We start from the raw sequence: 22,862 nt of genomic DNA on the forward strand, positions 1-22,862 counted from the left end.
ATATATAAATATTGTGGTACCAAAGGAATCGGTACCTTTGCGCCGTGAAATTATTCCCCCTGCTGTTATCTATAATTTTATTGACACTTAATCATGAAAACATTAATTACGCTGATGGCTATGCTGTTTCTTACAGCTTCTGCCTATGCCCAGAATACTTATAAAGCAATCATTAAAGATGCCAATACGCATCAAACATTATCTGGTACAACAGTCAAAATCCAAAATACAACGTTAGGTACAATATCAGACGCAAATGGACTAGTTGTCCTGAATAATATTCCATCAGGTAAACAAGTAATTGAATTTAGTTACGTTGGTTATATAAACGAAACCGATACACTAACCTTCCCAATCGACAATACTACTCCATTACTTGTGATGTTAGAAATAGCTAGTGAACACGAGGAACTGGAAGAAGTAGTAATTTCGGCTACTAGAAGCACCAGAACTATTGATAATATTCCCACCCGTGTAGAAGTTATTGCAGGAGAAGAATTGGATGAAAAGGGCAATATGAAACCTGGAGATATCCGCATGCTGCTTGCAGAAAGTACAGGTATACAAACTCAACAGACTTCTGCGACCAGTGGAAACTCAAGCATTCGTATACAAGGGCTTGATGGGAAATATACCCAAATTATTCGTGATGGATTTCCTTTATATTCAGGATTTTCAGGAGGATTGGGGCTGCTTCAGATAGCACCGTTAGATTTGCAACAAGTTGAGGTAATCAAAGGGTCTTCCTCTACCTTATTTGGAGGGGGCGCTATAGCAGGTTTGGTAAATCTTGTATCTAAAAAGCCCACCGAGGAACGCCAATTTAATATTCTTTTAAATGGAACATCAGCTCTAGGTGTTGATGCAAGTGCGTTTTACGCTCAAAAACTTGAAAACATAGGGACAACTATTTATGCTGCTTATAATAAAGGTACAGCTTATGATCCTTCAGATATTGGATTGTCGGCTATTCCAAAATTTGACCGCTTTACTTTTAACCCCAAATTGTTTCTGGATTTCAATGATGCCACTAAACTTTCCGTAGGATTGAACACCACCATAGAAAAACGTATAGGAGGTGATATGGAATATCTAAAAGGAAATGGCAGTGTTACCCATTCTTATTTTGAAGAAAACAGAACACAGCGATATAGTACACAGCTTGAATTGGAACATATACTAAATGATAAAGCAAAGCTAGTTTTTCGTAATTCTGTAAGTTACTTTGACCGTAGTATTCGTTTGCCTGATTATTTGTTTTCAGGGTTACAGCTATCTACTTATTCTGAAGCTAATTACAATCGTCATGATGAAAGAACAGACCTCGTAGCAGGGATTAACTTTCTTACAGATAACTTTAAAGAAGATCAGAACAGTGATTTTGCCTTAAGAAGCTATAATTACAAAACAATTGGCGGTTTTGTCCAAAACACATGGAACGCAACAGAGAAATTTACAATTGAATCAGGTATTCGTGGAGATTATCACAACGAGTATGGCTTCTTTTTTCTGCCAAGAATTTCAGGTTTATGGAAAGTCAATGACCATTTCTCAACTCGTTTAGGTGGCGGCTTGGGCTATAAGGCACCAAGCGTTTTTACTGAAGATGCTGAAAGAGTTCAATTCAGAAATGTTCTGCCAATTGAGGTTGCTACTACAAAAGCCGAACGTTCATATGGTGCCAACTATGATATCAATTATCGCACAACATTATGGGACGGTGAAGTTGGTTTCAGCATGAATCAATTGTTCTTTTATACCAGAATCAATAATCCTATTTTACTAACTGCTTCCACTAGCAACGACTTGGCTTATGTACAACCACAGGGTAATTTAGATACCAAGGGAATAGAAACTAATGCTAAAATTACTTATCAGGATTTTAAATTATTCGTTGGATATACATTTGCTGATGTAAACCAGCATACAAACAGTAGCAATACTGCTTATCCACTTGTATCCAAACATCGATTGAATAATGTGTTGATGTATGAGGTAGAAGATCAATGGAAAATTGGTGCAGAAGCTTATTACTTCGGAAAACAAAAGTTAAATGATGGAACTACAGGGAAAGCGTATTGGACAACAGGGCTAATGGTTGAGAAACTATGGGAACGTTTTTCTATCTTCATTAATTTTGAGAATTTGACCAATACTCTTCAAACAAAATTTGATTCAATTTATACTGGTAATATAACCAGTCCAGTCTTTAGAGATATTTATGCACCTGTGGATGGTATGGTAATTAATGGAGGGATAAAAATAAAATTGTTTTAATAATAAGTAAATAGTGCCATAGAAACTAACAATAGTACAATGAGGAGGTTTTTCTTAGTCGTATCTTTGTATTGCTATGAGACATCAAAATACCGCTGTTAAATATGAGTTAGTTCCTATTGGCAAAGCTCTGTGGAACGCCAAATGTGTTCGTTGTCGTAAAGGGAATATGTTTAAGCCAGGCTTAATGAGTCAGACTATGTATAAAAGATGCCCTTATTGTGATTTGTTTTATGAAAGACATCCGGGCTATTTTTATGTATCCATGTTCGTTAGTTACGCCATGGCAGTAGCAGAGATAGTTACTTTTGGTGTTGCAACCTCGGTGCTTTCTGGCGGTTCTGAAAATGTATATCTTTATCTAGTAGTCATATTATCTGCTATTGTATTACTTTCTCCTTTCAATTATAGGTATTCAAGGGTGTTGCACATGTATTTTCTAGATCCTGGATTGAGATACGAGCCTGAAGTTGCAGAGAAAATCCATCAGGAAATGGTTTTGGCTATGCAAGAGAATATTGCTAATAAATTGTAAATTGGATAAATGCCAGAACTACATATAAAAAATATGGTATGCGATCGATGCATATCAGTTGTTCGCCAAGGATTCAATGAATTAGGAATTCACCCTGAGGAAGTAGGCTTGGGAGTAGTAAAACTTAAGGAAGCTTTAGATGCTAAGACAAAATTGGTAGTTTCTGAAATGTTGATATCCCTGGGTTTCGAGTTATTGGATAGTGATAAATCACGCTTAATTGAGCGTTTGAAAAATAGCATTATCGCTAAGATCCATCATACAGATTATGTGGATGTCAAAGTAAACTGGTCAGTGCTTTTGTCAGAAGAATTAAAACAGGACTATAATTCTTTAAGTTCTTTATTCTCTTCAGTAGAAGGTATTACTCTTGAGCAATATATTATTCGTCAAAAAATTGAATGTGTAAAAGAACTCCTATTTTATGATGAACTTACTTTAAGTGAGATCTCTTATAAAGTAGGATATAGCAGTGTTCAACACCTCTCCAATCAGTTTAAAAAAATAACAGGCCAAACACCTACCCAGTTCAAATCCACAAGAAACCTTGAAAATTCAAGGAAATCCTTAGATTCCATTAATAATAGTCGTTCTTAAGAGGCTGGTCTTATTGCCGACAGCTATTTTCTTTATGAAATTATATAAAAGAGAATGGGATTTATGTAAGTAGTCGCACTGCCTTATTGGTGACCTTTGTATAGACAAAATAAAAGGTACACTAAAGCAGTAGATAATGGAAACAGAAGTTTTAAATAAGCCAATACGTAAAAGTTTTCCTGTTACAGGGATGAGTTGTGCTTCCTGTGCGGTGAGTATTGAGTCTAGCCTTAAATCCTCATCTGGAGTGATCGATGCAGGTGTTAATTTTGCCAATGAAAGTGCTTGGGCTGAAATAGATGAGGAAGTAACAAACCTTATCGATTTACAGAAAGTGATTCAATCCATTGGTTTCGATCTAATAATTGATGCTGAAGATCCTTTACAGCAGCAAGAAGAAATACAACTAAAACATTATGAGCAAGTAAAGCAAAGAACCATTTGGGCTTCAATTTTTGCATTCCCAGTATTTTTAATAGGAATGTTTTATATGGATCTGCCTTATGGTAACTGGATATCCATGGTTCTTACAGCGCCTGTTTTATTCTGGTTTGGAAGAAATTTCTTCATCAATGCATGGAAGCAGGCCAAACATGGAAAGGCAAATATGGATACTTTGGTAGCATTAAGTACCGGTATTGCCTTTATCTTTAGTGTTTTTAATACCCTGTATCCTGAATTTTGGGAAAGTCGTGGATTAGAAGCTCATGTCTATTATGAAGCAGCAGCAGTAATCATTGCCTTTATATCTTTAGGGAAGTTGCTGGAGGAAAAAGCGAAATCGAATACTTCTACCGCTATTAAAAAATTAATGGGCTTGCAACCTAAAACGGTTCGGATTGTGGTTGATGATGTAGAAGAGGAAATTCCGGTGTCTCAAGTTATACAAGGGGATGTTATTATCGTCAGACCAGGAGAAAAGATTCCGGTTGACGGAACAGTGATTTCCGGATCGTCTTATATTGATGAAAGCATGATCAGTGGAGAACCAATTCCTGTCCTAAAGAAAAATAATGATGAAGTATTTGCAGGTACAGTAAATCAAAAAGGAAGCTTTCGATTTAAGGCTGAAAAGGTAGGAAGCGATACCTTGCTTTCACATATCATAAAAATGGTGCAAGAAGCCCAGGGAAGTAAGGCTCCTGTACAAAAACTGGTAGATAAGATTGCTGGAATCTTTGTCCCGATTGTTATTGGTATTGCCTTGCTTACTTTTTTAACCTGGATACTAATTGGCGGTGATAATGCATTTACCTATGCTTTGTTGACATCGGTTACTGTATTGGTAATTGCCTGTCCTTGCGCATTAGGCTTAGCTACACCAACTGCAATAATGGTTGGAATTGGAAAAGGTGCTGAGCATAATATTCTGATTAAGAATGCCGAAAGTTTAGAATTAGGATATAAAGTAAATGCCTTGATTTTAGATAAAACGGGTACAATCACTGAAGGAAAACCAAAGGTTACTGCCATGGAATGGGAAATAAAAGAGGATCTTGAAGTGTATAAACAAGTATTGTACAGTATGGAAATTCAATCAGAACATCCCTTAGCTGAGGCAGTAGTGAATGAGTTAAAAGATCAGCAGGTTTCAGGTATAAGTTTTAACTCTTTTGAAAGTATTACAGCAAGAGGAGTTAAGGCAGAATATAATGGTATGTTTTACTATGTCGGCAATAAAAAGCTCATGGATGAGCATAATATTCAAATCAGTGAGAGTCTACTTGAGAAAACAAATGCTTTTCAAAAACTGGCCAATACCGTTATTTATTTCTCTGATTCGAGAAGAGTAATCTCGGTTATTGCCATTGCCGATCAGGTAAAAGAAACTTCTGCTAAGGCTGTAAATCAATTGCAAAATATGGGAATTGAGGTCTATATGCTTACTGGCGATAATTTGCAGACTGCCGCAGCCGTTGCAGATGAAGTAGGCATAAAGCATTTTAGGGCGGAAGTTCTTCCTTCTGAAAAAGCAGATTTTGTTAAAGAATTACAAAGTAAAGGGAAGGTTGTAGCAATGGTGGGAGATGGAATTAACGATTCGCAAGCTTTAGCCCAAGCAGATGTAAGTATTGCTATGGGAAAAGGGTCAGATATTGCAATGGATGTTGCTAAAATGACACTTATTACATCCGATCTTCAATCCATTCCCAAAGCGTTGAACCTATCCAAGAAAACAGTTCGTACGATTCGTCAAAATCTATTCTGGGCTTTTATATACAATATAATAGGAATTCCTTTAGCAGCAGGTGTATTGTATGCCTATAATGGATTTTTGTTAGATCCTATGATCGCAGGTGCGGCAATGGCGTTGAGTTCTGTTTCTGTGGTTAGTAATAGCTTACGATTAAAAACAGCAAAACTTTAAAAATAAAACAACTGAATTTTTAAATATAATTTATAAAAAATGGAAACATTAAAATTTAAAACAACTCTTAAATGTAGCGGATGTGTAACTAAGGTAACCTCCGGTTTGAATAAAATAGCAGGTGAAGGAAACTGGGGGGTGGATCTTGAAAATACACCTAAAGTTTTAACTGTAACAGCTGCGGTTTCTGATAAGGAAATAAAGGCAGTATTAGAAGAAAACGGTTTTGAGGCAGAAAGGGTTTAACAGATTCATCTTAATTAGATTAGTTGGTTCTGGAATTAATATCCTTTAAATAAAAACCCTTGCTTACACGCAAGGGTTTTTCATATATTTATTGTTGATAACGATATGAGTACAATAAATTCCCATATAGAACAATATATAGAAGGCTTCGATAGTGAGAAGAAAAACATTTTAGAAAAACTATTGCTTATTATCAGAAATGTAGTGCCACCGGAGACTGAAGAGACCTTCAGCTACCAAATGCCGACATTTCGCTACAATGGTAATTTGATACACTTTGCAGCATTCAAAAACCACATAGGTCTTTATCCCGGGCCTGATGCTATACAGCATTTTGCCTCAGAGCTACAAACCTATAAAACAAGTAAGGGAGCGATTCAAATTCCTCTTGATAAACCTTTGCCTCAAAAATTGATAGAGAGCATTGTATTGTATAATGTAGAAAAGCTAAGAGATAAGAAAGCTCCGAGATGGGATAGCTATCGTGAACAATGGGTTTCGGCCGAAGAAATCATGAATCAAATTATTGTACAGACGCCTTTAAAGAAAGAATTTAAGTGGGGTACAGATATTTATACATTCCAGGGGAAAAATATAGTTGGCTGGGGTGGATTCAAATCATTCTTCTCCATTTGGTTTTACAATGGCGTATTTTTAGAAGACAAAGAAAAAGTGTTGGTTAGTGCATCAGAAGGAAAAACCAAGTCTCTCCGGCAATGGCGTTTTACTGATGTCAAAAAAATGGACGAGAAGAAAATACTGGCCTATATTCAAGAATCTATTCAAACAATTATTGACGGTAAAATCCTTCAACCACAAAAAAGTAAGCCCGTAAAACCTGAAGGAGTTTTAAAACTAGCATTACAAAACGACAAGGTATTCCAATCTTCTTTTGAGTCGCTTACAGCGGGAAGAAAAAAGGAATATATAGAATATATAAACGAAGCCAAACAAGAAACAACCAAGCAAAAGAGACTGGAAAAAATAATTCCTCTCATTATGCAAGGAAAAGGTTTGCACGATCAGTATAAAAACAAATAGCAGATAATCAAGATGTTAATTACCTATACTGGCAGTTTCTTTAATGGTATTCATGCTTTGAGCAAGGTTAATTAAAGGATCAGAAACACTTACTTTCTTTGCGTCCAATGGCGCATATAGTTCCAGACTAGACTTCAGTAAGGAGTCTTTTGCGAGGTAAGCAATTTCGTCCGGGTTCATGGCCGACCGATAGAATAGCCAGTTTTTATAAGCTACTTTTTTAGGAATGTCTGCTCCTCCAATGTTAATACCAGTAGTTATAAGTCTTTCATCCAACGTTCCTTGTAGTGTGCTGCCACTGTAAAGCATGGTAACTCCTTTAGCATAATAATGCGTGATAGTAACCTGATGCCACTTATTGTCATTAACTTTTGTAGTTCCGGCGATGTTGCCCGATTTAGCCGATGAATATACAAGCTGTCCGTTCTCGTTGATGGATATTGTTCCTTTTCCTGCCACATCATTAATCTCTAATAAAGTTCCCGGATTACTTGCTTTAAAGCTGATAGACGTTGTAAACGGATGAACAATGTTTTCAGGAGTAAATGCTATGTACTTACCCTGCGATTTGTTTTTAGAAAACTTAATAGATGATCCTTTTACTTTTTCAGGCATAGGTTTTTTACTTTCCAACGCATCAAATAATGAAGGCACAATTGTATAAGACATCTCTTCATGGCCTTCATCATTTGGATGTGCAGCATCAGACCAGAACCCATCCATCCAATGGCCAGAAAGATCATCTACTGCACCCAGTAAGTTAATACTTGGAACATCCCATTGGTGAATTAACAGGTTCATCTTTTTTATAAAACTGTAATCCTTTTCATTGTAATCATTTCTAGTATAGCTATTGGTAATAATGGGAGTATAACCATCGGATCTTGCTTTATTGATCAGAATCTTCATGTTCTTCTCAAACTGATCAAACATCGGTTGCCCTTGTTCATGAATACCTTCGTTACCCAAGGCCAATGCAAAAATGACGTATTTGCCTTTTTGAGGCAGGAAGTCTTTTTCATATCTATTCAATACCCTTACTGTATTATCCCCTCCGATACTAATGTTGGCTGTTTCCCAAACAATTCCACTTGTAGAGACCCGGTTCTTAAGAATATCTGAAAATAGGCTGGTATAACCTTTTAGGTTAGTTGCTCCTTGTCCGTATGGAACAGAAGAACCAAAATAGACAATCTTTAAGTGATTGCTATTCTGTGGTGTTTGACTTTTTGCACTAAACGAAAGGAGAATTGTTAAAGCGAGAATTAACGCTTTTTTAAAATAGCTATATTGCATCTGTTGGTATTTTTATTTGTGAATTTAGTCCTTTTCCGTCCTCGACAAAAGGAAGTTCAGGCCACCTTTACCTGGAAGTACCCCAGCCATCGAATGTTCATTAAAGATCATAACGATACCGTCATTTGGTTTATAAACTGGCCAGAGAGGAAGCCCTTCGCTATTTGGATTACCTGTTTTAGCAAAGTTTGCCCAATAGGAAGACATTAATTCAGCTAATTCATGATCTGCTGGTTGTAATGGCCGGTTTAAGAACTTAAGAGTATTTAATACATAGGGAACTTCTGCAGTATGAAAAGCTCCGTATTTTTCAAACTCAGGAGTAGCAGGAACTTTTCTTCCAAAGTAATAAAGATAGATTGGATTCTTAGCTTGAGCGCTTTGCACAGCACCCCATTTATAACCTGATAAAGCAAAGGTTTGATCGCGGCTGATTTTAACGTTTGAAGCACCAGCTTCTGCATCTGTATTAGCCGGATAGTGTTTTAAAAATTCAGCTGCATCAGCACCATATTGATCTTGAGCACGCTTAATAAAATCTTCTTTCTTTTGCACTGCAGATGAGAATGAATCATCTGCGTTCCACCCAGTTATAACAGGAACCTGGTTTTGCTTCCCTTCAGCAAATATTTGTGAGACAGGTTGTGACAGCACGTAGCCATCAATAATTACCGAAAAGCGGCCTTGCAGTTTTTGTACAGCTTCTGCTGGCATCTCGCGTAATTGTTTCAGGGTAAGTGAGTTTGCCTCTGCTAATTTCTGACCTTGTTCTTCAGCACCTTTCAATGTAGTTGAATTGCTTAATAAAAAAGATCCGCTTTCTGAGATAGCTTTGGCAAATAAACCCTTCGCTAAAGGTGATGCAACCAAAGCGTTAACACTCATAGAACCTGCCGATTGGCCAGCAATAGTTACATTATCAGGGTCGCCTCCAAAGGCTTGAATATTTTGTTTTATCCATTTTAAAGCAGCTATTTGATCTAGTAAACCGTAATTTCCTGAGGCATGATTTGGAGATTCTTTTGTTAAGTCAGGATGAGCCAGAAATCCAAGAATTCCTACACGGTAGTTGATGGAAACAAAGATTACATCTTTCTTAGCCATCGCTTCTCCATCGTAGATTGGCACTCCGCTACCGCCGCTTGAGAAGCCACCACCATATATCCAAACCAAAACCGGTCGCTTATCCTGCTTGGTTTTTGCGTTAGTCCACACATTCAGGTACAAGCAATCTTCATCTATCGGTGTTTCAGGAATTAAAAATTCCGAAGTATAAACACCAAAAGGAACTGGTTTGCCCTGTATTGGGCTTGCTCCAAATTTATCTGCTACCCGAACACCTTGCCAGGATTTTGCAGGTTGCGGAGCCTTCCATCGAAGATTACCAATAGGCGCTGCTGCATAAGGAATTCCCTTAAAAGACAGAACATCTCCGCCTGTATTTTTTACGCCTGAAACTAAACCTGACGTTGTTTGAACGACATTCAGTCCATCTTGTTTAAATTTTATCAAAGTAAATGCAGAACTGAAAATGATGATACTTAAAACAACAATTTTAAGTCCGATTGTTTTGTGTGGCTTCATAGAGATTAATTTGGCAGCTAAAATTACTGATTATTTATGAAACGAATTGCAGGTTAGAGACTAAGCTTAACCTAAGCTTGATAATTATTTAATATATGTGGCAACTAATCTATCGACCTTTGTATTGTTATTTAGGATACATACATGCCAAAAAGGGAAATAGATTTAGTTGTAATCTCCGACGTTCACTTGGGTACTTATGGTTGTCACGCCAAAGAGTTAATTCGCTATCTAAAAAGCATTCGGCCAAAAAAACTTATTCTTAATGGTGACATTATCGATATCTGGCAATTTAGTAAATCGTATTGGCCCGATTCTCATATGAAGGTTTTACGAAGGATTATGAAGATGGCATCGGATGGTACTGCGGTTTATTATATTACAGGGAATCACGATGAAATGCTACGCAAATTCGTAGATCTTAAGATGGGTAATTTTCGACTGGTAAACAAACTGATTCTGAACTTGGGAGGTAATAAAGCATGGTTTTTTCATGGAGATATTTTCGATGTCACCATGCAGAATTCGAAGTGGCTTGCCAAATTAGGTGCTATAGGTTACGATTCCCTGATTCTGCTTAATAGCTTTGTTAATTGGTGTCTTACCACCATCGGCAAAGAAAAAATGAGCTTTTCGCAACGTATTAAAAAGCAGTTTAAAAATGCTGTAAAATTTATTAATGATTTTGAAAATACAGCTGCTGACCTGGCTATCGACAAGGGATATAAGTATGTAGTTTGTGGTCATATTCATCAGCCGGAGATAAGGGAAATTAAATCAGATAATGGCACTGTTCTTTATCTGAATTCTGGCGACTGGGTAGAAAGCCTTACTGCCCTGGAGTATCATAAAGGACAGTGGGATATTTTCAAATACAAACCTGAAGACTTTATAAATCATTCTTCTGATAGTGATGATATTTTAGACAACCAGGATCTGAATTCTCTTCTTGATATCAAATCTTTATTGAGCCAAATAAGCTAATTTGATCTTTTAGGATAAAAAAAGCCGCTCAGGAATGAGCGGCTAAAAAAATTAGTGTATGTTATTTGTATAACCTGAAGTTATTATTTGTATAACGGAAAGCGTTCCATTAAGTCGTTTACTTCATCGTGGATTTCAGCTAATTTCTCCTCATTTTCAGGATTCATTAAAGCCTGGTCGATTAGGTTAACGATGGTTTGCATTTCTTTTTCTTTCAATCCGCGAGTGGTTACTGCAGCAGTACCTACACGAATTCCAGATGTTGTAAATGGTGATTTATCATCGAAAGGAACCATGTTTTTGTTAACTGTAATTCCAGCTTCTCCAAGAACTCTTTCAGCAACTTTTCCGTTGATGTTTTTATTGCGAAGGTCGATCAGCATTAAGTGATTGTCGGTTCCTCCGGAAATGATGTTATATCCTTTATCAGTAAATGCTTTTGCCATAGCTTGAGCATTGGTTTTAACTTGCAGGATATATTCCATGTATTCGTCGCTTAAAGCTTCTGCGAAGGCAATTGCTTTTGCAGCGATGGTATGCTCTAACGGGCCACCTTGTATTCCTGGAAAAACAGCCATGTCTAATAGAGATGACATCATGCGTATTTCTCCTTTTGGAGTTTTTATTCCGAATGGATTTTCAAAGTCTTTTCCTAATAAAATCAATCCACCTCTTGGTCCGCGAAGGGTTTTATGAGTAGTAGTAGTTACGATATGGCAATGTGGAAGCGGATCTTTCAATAAACCACGGGCAATCATTCCGGCAGGGTGTGAAATGTCAGCCAATACCAAAGCGCCAATTTTGTCAGCTACTTTACGGATGAATTCATAATCCCAATCTCTTGAATAAGCTGATGCACCGCAGATAATCAATTTAGGTTTCTCGCGTAATGCAACTTTTTCTAATTCTTCGTATTCGATCAGCCCGGTATCTTTATTAACACCGTAGAAATACGGGTCGTATAATTTACCTGATGAGTTTACAGAAGAACCATGGGTTAAGTGCCCCCCGTGTGATAGGTCGAATCCTAATATTTTATCGCCTGGTTTTAAAACAGCTAAGAAAACAGCTGCATTTGCCTGTGCTCCCGAGTGCGGTTGTACGTTTGCCCATTCTGCATTGAATAGTTGCTTAGCACGCTCTATTGCAATGGTTTCAATCTCATCTACAATTTCGCAACCACCATAATAGCGTTTCCCCGGAAGTCCTTCTGCATATTTATTCGTCAATACAGAGCCAGCAGCTTCCATAACTTGCTTGCTCACAAAGTTTTCGGAAGCAATAAGTTCTAAGCCTTCCTCTTGGCGGTCTAATTCTTCCTCAATTAGATCAAATATTAAGGTATCTCTTTTCATGTTTTTTTAATGTCATTCGGATAAACGGCAAAGATATTAAAAATGAATGTTTTAATCAGGATAATAATGCACAAATTGTATACATATTATACAAATTGATTACAGATAATATTGTTTACACCTAGGCGGTTGGGGTATATCTTTCAATACGGAAATTGTTATAGCCGCTAAGAACTTGAATGTTGATGAGCTGTTGCTGCAGCATTTCTAAGATTGCCAGGAAATTATAAACGAACTGCACCTTATCTTTCGAATGTTTCAGGATGGTTTGAAAGTCTAGCTGCTCATTCACTTCCAATAAGGAAGCTATTATCTTTCTTTGTTCTTCAATGGTATAAGGGTACTGTTCAATTCGATGTTTAACTTCCTGTGTGCGGTTAGTATGATTTTTTATGGCCCGGTCATAAACCTGCATGAGTTTATAAAGGTCAAAAGACTCAAGCTCTTCGTTATATTCATTGCTTTGTGCAGCCAGATTTAGATCGTATGCAATATTTCTGCGTTTTTCGAGCATGCTACGATCTGCTTCTAGCAAGCGCAAATCTTCACAAACAACTTTGAACTGTTTATAAGCAATTAGTTTTTGTATCAGATCTTCTTTTAGGTCTATTTCACTTTCTTCATCATCCAAACGAATACTTGGGAGGAGAGATTTAGCTTTGATTCGCATTAATGTGGCCGCAACAAAAATAAACTCGCTTGCTATTTCCATATTCAGTGCTGCCATTTGTTGAATATAGAGCAAGAAATCCTGGGTTATTTTGGCAATCGGGACATCCATAATATCCAATTCATCTCGTTCAATAAAGAATAGTAGTAAGTCAAAAGGACCTTCAAATTGCGGTAGATTTATTTCGAAATTGCTAGTACTCATGAACCCCGGGAGATTGCTTTTTTACAAAAGTATTGAAAACTCTACAAGTTATTTATTAATTTGGAACCTTCGTAATTTAATTATAATCATTTGAATCATGTTCAAAATCCAACTTATATTACTTTATGCTTTTTTTACTTTTTTCAGTTTTTGGTTAAATCTGGAACGTCCTAATGTTTCTGATGGGTTGAAAGTACAAAGCGACGATACCTTAAAAGGTGTTACCTGGCCTGATGAATTTACTCTTACCAAATTTTCAGGGCCTGATCTTACACCTAGTCCTGCTTGTTTAGCAGTAGCAGCCACCGGAGAGGTGTTTGTTGGTGTCGATAAAATTGGATCATTGGGTAAGACACCAGGGAATGGAAGCATTATTAAGCTTGTTGATAGTAATAATGATGGAAAGCTAGATACCCATACTGAGTTTGTAAAGGTTAATAATCCGCGTGGTATTATTGCAATGGGCGATCAGGTATTTGTTCTTCATGCTGTCTTTTCTGAAGAGACGGGAAAGGCTTCCGGTATGGATTTGGTAGTTTTTGAAGATAAGGATCATGATGGAGTGGCTGATGGGCCGTCGAAGCCATTGATTCAAAATATCAGTTCTCCTAAGTTTATATCAGACCGAGGTGTTGACCATGCAACGAATGGCATTAGAATGGGTATTGATGGTTGGATTTACATTGCTGTCGGAGATTTTGGCTTCTATAATGCAGTTGACCAAGCGGGTACTAAATTGACCATGCACGGTGGTGGTATTGTACGTGTCAGGCCTAATGGAACAGAGATGGAGATTTACACCCATGGTACGCGTAATATTTATGACGTGGCTATTGACCCCTACATGAATATTTTTACGCGTGATAATACCAACGATGGTGGAGGCTGGAACATTCGTTTTAGCCATCAGATCCAGTCGGGAGAATACGGCTATCCCCTTTTGTTTAAGAACTTTACAGAAGAGATCATTCCTGCTTTAGTTGACCTGGGTGGTGGATCAGGAACGGGTTCTTTGTTTATGGATGAACCTACCTGGCCAGCAAAATACAACCATGTGCCGATGATGGCTGATTGGGGAAATAGCAAGCTTTATATTCATCGGGTTACTCCGGATGGTGCAAGTTTTACACAAGAGGAGGAAGAATTTATAAAGCTTCCGCAAATTACGGATTTGGATGTTGATGGTTCGGGCCGTTTGTATCTTTCTGCCTGGGATGGTGCTGGTTACTCAGGAAGCCCGGATAAAGGCTATGTTGTGCGTGTGGTACCTAAAAATTGGAAATACAGTGCTTTTCCTGATATTAAAAAAGCATCGGTAAAGGAGCTGGCAACTTTATTACAATCAACAAGCAGCGTTGCTCGTTTGAGTGCTCAACAAGAATTGCTAAAACGTTCGGCTAAAGATGCAATGAAGGTTTCATGGGCTATGGCAGCTGATAAAAAATTGCCATTATATAGTCGTGTGGCTGGTATTTTTACTTATGCACAAGCGGCAGGCGAGAGTGGAACAAATAATTTGCTTAAACTGGTGTCTGATAGTGATGTAAAAGAATTCGCATTACGCGCTCTTGCTGATCGCAAAACTGCTAGTAAAAATGTTCCTGTTGAACCTTTTATTCAAGCTTTGGCAGATCAATCGCCACGCATTCAGGCAACAGCTATTATAGGTTTAGGTCGTCTAGATCGTCCTGAAGCAATTAGCTATCTTTTAAAGACAAAAGTTCCGGCTTCATTTGTTGCTCTTCCAAAGAATATGGAAGGTCCGCATGCAACGCCAAACTCTGCAATTATTCCTGCACATCTGGCTGTACAAGCATTGGTAAAGCTGAATGCGGTTGATGCATGCGTTGCAGCTATCGGGACCGAAAACTCAACCATCGCTTTGTGGGCTTTGCGTTATATGCATGATCCAAAAGCTGTTGATGGGCTAATTGCTGCCTATGGAAAAACAAACGATGAAGTATTAAAGAAACAAATTATAACCACGCTTGCACGTCTGGATAAAACAGAGGCTCCTTATGAAGGTTTGACTTGGTGGAGTACAAGGCCAGATGGTCACGGCCCTTATTATAAAGCTGTTGACTGGGAGTTAACTCCAAAAATTAATCAATTCCTGATCGCAGAAAAAAATAAAGGCGAAGGTTCTGTAAAGGAATATTACGCTGATCTGAATGCGAAGTTTCAAATGGGAATTGATGAATTTGGAGGCAGTGAGAATCTTTTGGCCGGGAATGAAAATGAGGTTGCGATTGATCTGGAGTCGATAAAAAATAAGAGCGGGCAAATAGGTAAAACTTCTATTGAGGATGTGCTGCTTGCTATTCAGGATATAAAAGGAGACCCAACAAAGGGTAATGCTATTTTTATGAAGCAAGGGTGTGTTGCTTGTCATAGTATTAATAAAGGCGATCCATTAAAAGGGCCGTTTATGGGCCAAATAGGTTCGATTATGAATCGTGAGCAGATTGCAGAATCGATCTTGAAACCGAATGCTTCTATATCTCAAGGTTTTGCAACAGTACTTATTGTTACAAAGTCTAAGGATAGTTATATGGGTTTTGTTACCGCAGAAAATGCTAACGAGGTAGTTTTAAGAGATATTACCGGGCATGTTTCAACAATAAAGACATCAGATATTGCTTCTCGTGAAGAAATGGAGATGTCTATGATGCCTAGTGGTTTAGCAAATTCATTATCGATTGAAGAGTTCGCTTCTTTGGTTACTTATTTATCGGAGCAGAAATAAAACAAAGTTTTATGACTTGTGTCCTGCATATTTTTTAATAGCAGAATGTTTTGTATTAAGCTTTAGGAAGGCTGGTCAAAATAGGATGTTTTAAATATTATGCCGTAATTTGTACAAGTTTGAAGAGGAACTTATTGGATATGGATTTTGAACCGGGAAAGTTATTAAAGAACATTAATAGCCCCGCTGATATAAAAAAGCTTAAAGAATCTGACCTTGAGCAGCTTAGTAAAGAGCTACGTCAATATATAATTGATGTAGTTTCTGTATATGGCGGTCATTTTGGAGCGAGCTTAGGCGTGGTTGAATTAACGGTGGCTTTGCATTATGTTCTAAATACGCCTTACGATCAATTAGTTTGGGACGTAGGTCATCAGGCTTATGGACATAAAATCCTTACTGGTAGACGTGATTCATTTTATACCAATAGAACTCATCATGGTATTAGTGGTTTTCCGAGACGTTCAGAAAGTGAATACGATACATTTGGAGTAGGGCATTCTTCTACTTCTATATCAGCAGCTTTGGGTATGGCGGTTGCATCTGTTTATAAAGGTGAAACTGACCGTCAGCATGTAGCTGTTATCGGTGATGGTGCGATGACTGCCGGTATGGCATTTGAAGCGTTAAATCATGGAGGTATTGCTAATTCTAACTTATTGGTGATCCTGAACGACAATTGTATGTCTATTGACCCTAATGTAGGGGCATTAAAAGAATATCTGACACAAATTTCTACATCGAGATCGTATAATAGATTTCGGGATGATATTGGTTATGTGTTAGGAAAAATATCTGAATTAGGGCCGGATGCTTTAGGGGCGGTTAAGAAGATTGAGAAGAGCATTAAAGGTACTTTGTTAAAAAACAGCAATCTTTTTGAAGCGTTGAAGTTTCGCTATTTTGGACCGGTTGATGGTCATGATGTAAAGCGATTGGTGAAAACGCTGGAAGATTTAAAGACCATTCCGGGTCCTAAACTATTACATGTTATTACTACGAAAGGCAAAGGTTATGCTTTGGCTGAGAAAGATCAGACCAAGTGGCATGCCCCTGGTTTGTTTGATAAAATAACGGGTGAGATTAAGAAATCAAGCTCTGTAGCGCCTGCTCCACCTAAATATCAGGATGTTTTTGGACTTACCCTGGTAGAGCTGGCAGAGAAGAATAAAAAAATAATGGGTATTACACCTGCAATGCCATCAGGCTCTTCATTGAATATTATGATGAAGGCTATGCCTGATCGGGCATTTGATGTGGGTATCGCCGAACAGCATGCTGTTACCTTTTCGGCGGGGTTGGCTACGCAAGATCTAATTCCTTTTTGCACCATCTATTCTAGTTTTATGCAAAGAGCATACGACCAGGTGATCCATGATGTAGCTTTGCAGAAATTGAATGTGGTTTTCTGTTTGGATCGTGCTGGTGTGGTTGGCGCAGATGGCGCAACGCATCATGGTGCTTATGATTTAGCTTTTATGCGCTGCGTTCCGAATATGATAGTTTCTGCACCAATGAATGAAGAGGAATTGCGGAATCTGATGTTTACAGCACAGCAAGATAATATGGGGCCATTTGCTATCCGCTATCCACGTGGACAAGGTGTTATGGTTGATTGGCGTAGACCTATGAAGGCGATTGAGATTGGAAAAGGAAGAAAGATATGTGATGGGGAAGAACTTGCTATCCTTACTATCGGGCATATAGGTAATGAAGCTGTAAAAGCTTGTCGTACAGTGAACGAGCAAGGAATATATCCGGCTCATTATGATCTTCGTTTTGTTAAACCGCTGGATGAGCCATTGCTTCATGAGGTGTTTAAGAAGTATAAGAAGATTATTACTGTTGAAGATGGCACGATAGAAGGTGGAATGGGTAGCGCAGTGCTGGAATTTATGGCTGACCATAATTATTCGAGCCAGGTTGTCCGCTTGGGCATTCCTAATACAATAATAGAACACGGTGAGCAGCAAGAGCTTTGGGCTGAGAGTGGGTATGACGCTGACTCTATTGTGAAAGAAATTAAGCGTTTAGCAGTTAGCAGAAAGACTAACACATTGGCGGGTTAGCTCAAAATACGATATACAAAATTTATATGCTCAGAACACATACATGCGGTGAATTGTCGCTTGCCGATTTAGGAAAAGAAGTAAAACTTTGTGGTTGGGTTCAGAAATCACGTGATCTTGGAGGGATGACTTTTGTGGATATGCGTGATCGTTTTGGTATTACACAATTAACGTTTAATACGGATGATGATGCTGCTTTACGGGCAAGTGCACGTGAACTGGGTCGTGAATATGTTATACAGGTTTCGGGTACGGTTATAGAAAGGGCGAGTAAGAACTTAAAAATGGCTACGGGTGAAATAGAAATTAAAGTTTCACAGCTTGATGTTTTGAACCCAGCTAAGTTACCTCCCTTTTTAATTGAGGATGAAACAGATGGAGGGGAAGATATTCGATTAAAATATCGTTACCTGGATTTGCGCCGTAATCCGGTTCGTAATAATTTGATTCTTCGCCATAAAATGGCGCAAGAAATTCGTAAGTATTTGGATGCTGAGAATTTTATAGAGGTTGAGACACCGGTTCTAATTAAATCTACACCCGAGGGTGCAAGAGATTTTGTGGTTCCAAGCCGCATGAATCCCGGTGAGTTTTACGCATTGCCTCAATCGCCGCAAACTTTTAAGCAGTTATTAATGATATCTGGCTTTGACCGTTATTTTCAGATTGTAAAATGTTTTCGTGATGAGGATTTGCGCGCAGACAGACAGCCTGAATTCACTCAGATTGACTGCGAATTGACATTTGTTGAGCAAGAAGATATTCTGAATATTTTTGAAGGTTTGGTTAGGCATCTATTTAAGAATATTAAGGGAGTTGTTTTAAATGGTTTCCCTAGAATGGATTATGCAGATGCTATGCGTTTGTATGGATCTGATAAGCCGGATATCCGTTTTGATATGAAGTTCATTGAAATCAATGAGCTTGTGCAAGAGAAGGGTTTCTCTGTATTTGACAAAGCGGAATTGGTTGTTGCGATTAATGCTCAAAACTGTGCTGTTTATACAAGGAAGCAATTGGATGAGCTTACTGATTTTGTAAAAAGACCGCAGATAGGAGCTACAGGACTGGTTTATATCCGTTATAATGTGGATGGTTCATTGAAATCATCAGTTGATAAATTTTATACAGAAGAACAGTTAAAAGCGATTGCTGATAAGGCAGATGCTAAGCCGGGTGATTTGATTTTGATTATGGCTGGTGCGGTGGATAAAACACGTAAACAGCTTAGTGAATTGCGTTTGGAGATTGCGAACCGGGAAGGTTTGAGAAACAAAGAAACTTTTGCGCCTTTATGGGTAACTGATTTTCCTTTATTGGAATGGGATGAAGAGTCTAATCGCTATCATGCTATGCATCATCCATTTACAGCTCCTAAGCCAGAGGATATGGTTAAATTAGATACTGAACCATTGAGTGTTCGGGCTAATGCCTATGATATGGTTATTAACGGAAGTGAAGTTGGAGGTGGATCCATCCGTATCTTTAATCAGGATGTTCAGGCTAGAATGTTTGATTTATTAGGGTTTACTCCTGAAGAGGCCAGAAAACAATTTGGGTTCTTAATGGATGCCTTTACATACGGAGCTCCACCACATGGAGGGATTGCTTTAGGTTTTGATCGATTGGTTTCCATCTTCGCCGGATTAGATTCTATCCGCGATGTAATTGCTTTCCCTAAAAACAATGCGGGCAGAGATGTAATGATTGACTCACCCTCAACGATTGATGAGAAGCAATTGACTGAATTATCTATTCAGGTGAAGAAGAAAGACTAATTGATTTAGAAAGGTAAGTCACCCTCTTCATCTTGGTTCTCTTTGTAATTAACCGGGTTTTCGTTTTCAAAACCAGATGTACCTGTAGATTCGAAGTCGCTTTTGCGTCCTAACATAGTGAAGTTGTCAGCCACAATCTCGGTTGTATAGCGTTTTACGTTTTCCTTATCTTCATAAGAGCGTGTACGTATTTTACCCTCGATGTAGACTAATTTTCCTTTGTGAAGAAATTTCTCAGCAATTTCTGCTAGTCCGCGCCACATGACAATATTGTGCCACTCTGTTTGTTCAATTCTTTTTCCGTCTTTATTGTAAGTTTCAGAAGTTGCAAGCGGAAAACTGGCTACGGTTACGTTATTGTCTAGATGACGAACTTCTGGATCTTTACCTAGGTGCCCTACTAATATAACTTTGTTTATTCCCGACATATCAAAATTAGTTAATTAAAATACACATCCATAAAAGAGAATATAAGCTTTGACTTAGCTAATTTATCTAAATCTTTTATCAATACATAATTCCAGTCTCTATTTTTGAGTGCATCTTTTTTAATATTCGTGATCTCAAAAAATCGTGCATGGATATTTTGATGACTAAGGATATGCTTTGTAGTAGCACTGCTGTATATAATTTCTGCCTGTTCTCCGAAAAGTTTGATGAATTCTTCTGAGAGCTTTATCTCCTCATCATTCAATGAGAGGGAGCTTTCTAGCAGGGGTAATTCGAATAGGCCTTCCCAGATATCACCTTCTTTTCGTCTTTGTATTAAGATCTCATCATCCTTTCTTATTACGAAATAATTGAAATAGCGGTTTCTGCTCTTTCCTGCTTTTATTTTTACCGGTAGTTTATTAACAAGGTTATTCTGATAAGCAAAGCAGGTTTGTTGCAGTGGGCAGCTATCACAATCAGGGCTTTGAGGCTTGCATTGCAATGCTCCAAATTCCATCATCGCCTGGTTATGAATGCCTGGATTTTTTCTATCTAGTACTTCCTGTGCCAAGCGATTGAACTGCTGTTTGCCTTTAGAAGAGTTTATGGGTTCATCAATTCCAAAATATCGGGCTAATACGCGGCTTACATTGCCATCGACTACCGCTTTGGACTCATTTATAGAGAAGGAAGCGATTGCTGATGCTGTATATTCACCAATGCCGGGCAGCTCAATTAATTTGTCATAGTTTGATGGAAAAATGCCTGCATACTCCTGCATAATTAATTTAGCTGTTTTTAGCATATTCCTTGCACGAGAATAATAACCGAGACCTTGCCAATGCCGTAATATTTCTTCTTCAGGTGCTGATGCAAATGACTCTATATTGGGGTAATGTTCTGTAAATTTATAGAAATAGGGAGTGCCTTGGTTAACGCGTGTTTGCTGTAAGATAATCTCTGATAGCCAGATAATATAAGGATCATTGGTTTCTCGCCATGGAAGATTGCGTTGATTCTTATGGTACCATTGGATTATTTGTTGAGAAAAATACATTCTGCAAGATTCGTAAATAAAATTAAAATAGTATTAAATTTTTATTTTTAAACTTTGTGAATATCTTACCATTAATCAAGATCTTTATGTAATATTTAGATTAGTTTTGCTTAACTATTGGTTAATAGCGTGTTTAGAAGAAATATTTGTTTATAAGGATTTTGTTTAATCATTATAAAAGGATACTTTTGCGTCCCAATTCGTTTAGAGAATCATATAATAAAAGCATATATAATAAATTAAATTAAAACATGACTAAAGCAGATATTATCACGGAGATATCCAATAAGACTGGATTAGAGAAGACGGATGTACAGGCTACTGTAGAAGCATTCTTCAAGGTGGTGAAAAACTCCATGATTGAGGGTGAAAATGTGTACGTTAGAGGATTCGGAAGTTTCGTTGTAAAGAAAAGAGCTCAGAAGACCGCTCGTAACATTTCTAAGAATACCGCAATCATTATTCCGGAACATTTTGTTCCTAGTTTCAAACCTGCTAAGGTTTTCGTAGAGAAAGTTAAAGCAGGCAATAAGTCTAAGTAATAATTAAGGGATTATGATCAATACAAAACAAATAATTGTGATTGCAGGAATTGTGGTGCTTATGGGCGTCATTCTATTGCAGCCAGTAAAAAGTTTGACTAAGGAGGAGCCTGTCGCTACTGAAGATGCTATGGCTTCTGCTACAACTGATCAATTTTCCCTGGAATCGGTGTCTCAGATAGCGAAACAAGGCCTTAGTGCTAATTTGACAAAAGAGATTACTGATTTAGAAACTAAATTAAATGCTGCATCTGATGCAGATAAATTACCTTTATATAAAGAGCTGGCTCAACATTGGCTTGATGTGAATCAACCTATGCCTGTAGCCTTTATATATGAAGAGATTGCTCAGGAAGAACCAAGTCTTGAGAACTGGGTGAAAACAGGCGATCTATTTACAGATTCTTATCAACACTTAAGTGATACGGTTATGGCTCCTGCTTTTACGGAACGAGCTAAAAAAGCTTATGAGTCGGCATTGGCTATTGATGATAAGAATTTGGATGCAAGGACCGGTTTAGGTACAGCTTTAGTAAATGGCCCGGCTCCAATGGCAGGTATTACAATGTTATTGGATGTGGTTAAAGAAGATCCTGCAAACTTAAAAGCAAATTATAATTTGGGATTGTTTTCGATGAAATCGAGACAGTTTGATAAAGCAGTTGAACGTTTTAATACGGTGCTTGAGCAGACCCCAAATAATGCTGAAGTTTGGTTCTATTTAGCCACAAGTTATGAAAATATTGGCTTGAAAGCAGATGCAATAAAAGCTTTCCAGAAAAGCAAGGAGCTTGCTGCTGATCCAAGCCTAACTCAATTTATTGACCGGAAGGTTGAAGAGCTGAGTAAGTAATTAATAAAATTAAAAACATTTAAAAGAATTATTATGCCAAGCGGAAAAAAAAGAAAAAGACATAAAATGTCAACTCACAAACGCAAGAAACGTTTAAGAAAAAACAGACACAAGAAAAAATAGATTTTTAGATTGAAAAAAGGCTGCCTGTAACCGGAAAATGGTTACAGGCTGTCATATTTCAGAACTATTTATTTATTTCTAAGGGTTGTTTCCCTTAGAATGTGT

The 22,862-nt window shown here is 37.7% G+C and carries 18 protein-coding genes; 12 read left to right on the forward strand and 6 right to left on the reverse strand.

Translation table 11 applies throughout. From position 1 onward, the window contains the following. The first annotated feature begins 93 nt into the window (after positions 1-93). The 6 genes from C8N28_RS08585 to C8N28_RS13850 all read left to right on the forward strand — a co-directional run bounded on the left by C8N28_RS08585 (position 94) and on the right by C8N28_RS13850 (position 7,064). Complete coding sequence (locus C8N28_RS08585) at positions 94-2,277, forward strand: TonB-dependent receptor (protein ID WP_132223837.1); 2,184 nt, start codon at positions 94-96, stop codon at positions 2,275-2,277. Between the two features lie 76 nt (positions 2,278-2,353). Next, a complete protein-coding gene (locus C8N28_RS08590) occupies positions 2,354-2,812 on the forward strand; it encodes a DUF983 domain-containing protein (RefSeq protein WP_246012781.1) in 459 nt (152 codons plus the stop codon). Positions 2,813-2,821: 9 nt separating this feature from the next. Continuing rightward, the gene (locus tag C8N28_RS08595; RefSeq protein WP_132223840.1) at positions 2,822-3,409 is read left to right on the forward strand and encodes a helix-turn-helix domain-containing protein; all 588 of its coding nucleotides are present in this window, start codon (positions 2,822-2,824) and stop codon (positions 3,407-3,409) included. A 136-nt stretch (positions 3,410-3,545) separates the two neighbouring features. Then, complete coding sequence (locus tag C8N28_RS08600; protein WP_132223843.1) at positions 3,546-5,777, forward strand: heavy metal translocating P-type ATPase; 2,232 nt, start codon at positions 3,546-3,548, stop codon at positions 5,775-5,777. Positions 5,778-5,816: 39 nt separating this feature from the next. After that, positions 5,817-6,023, forward strand: coding sequence for a heavy-metal-associated domain-containing protein (locus C8N28_RS08605; protein WP_132223846.1), 207 nt, complete (start codon positions 5,817-5,819; stop codon positions 6,021-6,023). Between the two features lie 105 nt (positions 6,024-6,128). Beyond that, positions 6,129-7,064, forward strand: a complete 936-nt coding sequence (locus C8N28_RS13850; RefSeq protein ID WP_221410215.1) for a DUF1801 domain-containing protein — start codon at positions 6,129-6,131, stop codon at positions 7,062-7,064. 15 nt (positions 7,065-7,079) lie between these two features. Here the strand turns inward: C8N28_RS13850 and C8N28_RS08620 are convergent, their stop codons facing one another. Together C8N28_RS08620 and C8N28_RS08625 are read right to left on the reverse strand one after the other, a co-directional pair. Further along, positions 7,080-8,360, reverse strand: a complete 1,281-nt coding sequence (locus tag C8N28_RS08620) for a GDSL-type esterase/lipase family protein (RefSeq protein ID WP_132223849.1) — start codon at positions 8,358-8,360, stop codon at positions 7,080-7,082. A 24-nt stretch (positions 8,361-8,384) separates the two neighbouring features. Then, positions 8,385-9,944, reverse strand: coding sequence for a carboxylesterase/lipase family protein (locus C8N28_RS08625; protein WP_132223852.1), 1,560 nt, complete (start codon positions 9,942-9,944; stop codon positions 8,385-8,387). Between the two features lie 144 nt (positions 9,945-10,088). Between C8N28_RS08625 and C8N28_RS08630 the strand changes: the two genes are divergently transcribed. Further along, entirely contained in the window at positions 10,089-10,928 is an 840-nt protein-coding gene (locus C8N28_RS08630; RefSeq protein WP_132223855.1) for a UDP-2,3-diacylglucosamine diphosphatase, read from the forward strand. 83 nt (positions 10,929-11,011) lie between these two features. On the opposite strand, the gene C8N28_RS08635 is transcribed toward C8N28_RS08630, so the two are convergent. After that, entirely contained in the window at positions 11,012-12,283 is a 1,272-nt protein-coding gene (locus tag C8N28_RS08635; RefSeq protein ID WP_132223858.1) for a serine hydroxymethyltransferase, read from the reverse strand. Positions 12,284-12,404: 121 nt separating this feature from the next. Continuing rightward, entirely contained in the window at positions 12,405-13,157 is a 753-nt protein-coding gene (locus C8N28_RS08640) for a segregation and condensation protein A (RefSeq protein WP_132223861.1), read from the reverse strand. A 97-nt stretch (positions 13,158-13,254) separates the two neighbouring features. Between C8N28_RS08640 and C8N28_RS08645 the strand changes: the two genes are divergently transcribed. The 3 genes from C8N28_RS08645 to aspS all read left to right on the forward strand — a co-directional run bounded on the left by C8N28_RS08645 (position 13,255) and on the right by aspS (position 19,750). Then, positions 13,255-15,903 (forward strand): DUF7133 domain-containing protein, encoded by a 2,649-nt coding sequence (locus C8N28_RS08645; protein WP_132223864.1) that lies wholly within the window; start codon positions 13,255-13,257, stop codon positions 15,901-15,903. Between the two features lie 140 nt (positions 15,904-16,043). Further along, on the forward strand, positions 16,044-17,972 hold the full coding sequence (gene dxs / locus C8N28_RS08650; RefSeq protein WP_132224944.1) for a 1-deoxy-D-xylulose-5-phosphate synthase: 1,929 nt from the start codon (positions 16,044-16,046) through the stop codon (positions 17,970-17,972). 26 nt (positions 17,973-17,998) lie between these two features. Further along, a complete protein-coding gene (gene aspS / locus C8N28_RS08655) occupies positions 17,999-19,750 on the forward strand; it encodes an aspartate--tRNA ligase (protein WP_132223867.1) in 1,752 nt (583 codons plus the stop codon). 5 nt (positions 19,751-19,755) lie between these two features. Here aspS and C8N28_RS08660 read toward each other — a convergent pair whose 3' ends face one another. Then, positions 19,756-20,178, reverse strand: a complete 423-nt coding sequence (locus tag C8N28_RS08660; RefSeq protein ID WP_132223870.1) for a single-stranded DNA-binding protein — start codon at positions 20,176-20,178, stop codon at positions 19,756-19,758. 11 nt (positions 20,179-20,189) lie between these two features. Next, positions 20,190-21,239: an A/G-specific adenine glycosylase gene (gene mutY / locus C8N28_RS08665; RefSeq protein ID WP_132223873.1), complete on the reverse strand. Its 1,050-nt coding sequence runs from the start codon at positions 21,237-21,239 to the stop codon at positions 20,190-20,192. A 251-nt stretch (positions 21,240-21,490) separates the two neighbouring features. Between mutY and C8N28_RS08670 the strand changes: the two genes are divergently transcribed. Both C8N28_RS08670 and C8N28_RS08675 read left to right on the forward strand, forming a co-directional pair. Next, positions 21,491-21,781 (forward strand): HU family DNA-binding protein, encoded by a 291-nt coding sequence (locus C8N28_RS08670; protein WP_132223876.1) that lies wholly within the window; start codon positions 21,491-21,493, stop codon positions 21,779-21,781. Positions 21,782-21,794: 13 nt separating this feature from the next. Continuing rightward, a complete protein-coding gene (locus C8N28_RS08675) occupies positions 21,795-22,634 on the forward strand; it encodes a tetratricopeptide repeat protein (RefSeq protein WP_132223879.1) in 840 nt (279 codons plus the stop codon). Positions 22,635-22,862: the final 228 nt, after the last annotated feature.

The organism is Albibacterium bauzanense, from assembly GCF_004339765.1.
Classification (GTDB): domain Bacteria; phylum Bacteroidota; class Bacteroidia; order Sphingobacteriales; family Sphingobacteriaceae; genus Albibacterium; species Albibacterium bauzanense.

Bases quoted from the DNA above. Each gene is read 5' to 3' on its own strand.
- C8N28_RS08585 (WP_132223837.1), top strand. From the start codon at position 94: ATGAAAACATTAATTACGCTGATGGCTATGCTGTTTCTTACAGCTTCT.
- C8N28_RS08590 (WP_246012781.1), top strand. From the start codon at position 2,354: ATGAGACATCAAAATACCGCTGTTAAATATGAGTTAGTTCCTATTGGC.
- C8N28_RS08595 (WP_132223840.1), top strand. From the start codon at position 2,822: ATGCCAGAACTACATATAAAAAATATGGTATGCGATCGATGCATATCA.
- C8N28_RS08600 (WP_132223843.1), top strand. From the start codon at position 3,546: ATGGAAACAGAAGTTTTAAATAAGCCAATACGTAAAAGTTTTCCTGTT.
- C8N28_RS08605 (WP_132223846.1), top strand. From the start codon at position 5,817: ATGGAAACATTAAAATTTAAAACAACTCTTAAATGTAGCGGATGTGTA.
- C8N28_RS13850 (WP_221410215.1), top strand. From the start codon at position 6,129: ATGAGTACAATAAATTCCCATATAGAACAATATATAGAAGGCTTCGAT.
- C8N28_RS08620 (WP_132223849.1), bottom strand. From the start codon at position 8,360: ATGCAATATAGCTATTTTAAAAAAGCGTTAATTCTCGCTTTAACAATT.
- C8N28_RS08625 (WP_132223852.1), bottom strand. From the start codon at position 9,944: ATGAAGCCACACAAAACAATCGGACTTAAAATTGTTGTTTTAAGTATC.
- C8N28_RS08630 (WP_132223855.1), top strand. From the start codon at position 10,089: ATGCCAAAAAGGGAAATAGATTTAGTTGTAATCTCCGACGTTCACTTG.
- C8N28_RS08635 (WP_132223858.1), bottom strand. From the start codon at position 12,283: ATGAAAAGAGATACCTTAATATTTGATCTAATTGAGGAAGAATTAGAC.
- C8N28_RS08640 (WP_132223861.1), bottom strand. From the start codon at position 13,157: ATGAGTACTAGCAATTTCGAAATAAATCTACCGCAATTTGAAGGTCCT.
- C8N28_RS08645 (WP_132223864.1), top strand. From the start codon at position 13,255: ATGTTCAAAATCCAACTTATATTACTTTATGCTTTTTTTACTTTTTTC.
- dxs (WP_132224944.1), top strand. From the start codon at position 16,044: ATGGATTTTGAACCGGGAAAGTTATTAAAGAACATTAATAGCCCCGCT.
- aspS (WP_132223867.1), top strand. From the start codon at position 17,999: ATGCTCAGAACACATACATGCGGTGAATTGTCGCTTGCCGATTTAGGA.
- C8N28_RS08660 (WP_132223870.1), bottom strand. From the start codon at position 20,178: ATGTCGGGAATAAACAAAGTTATATTAGTAGGGCACCTAGGTAAAGAT.
- mutY (WP_132223873.1), bottom strand. From the start codon at position 21,239: ATGTATTTTTCTCAACAAATAATCCAATGGTACCATAAGAATCAACGC.
- C8N28_RS08670 (WP_132223876.1), top strand. From the start codon at position 21,491: ATGACTAAAGCAGATATTATCACGGAGATATCCAATAAGACTGGATTA.
- C8N28_RS08675 (WP_132223879.1), top strand. From the start codon at position 21,795: ATGATCAATACAAAACAAATAATTGTGATTGCAGGAATTGTGGTGCTT.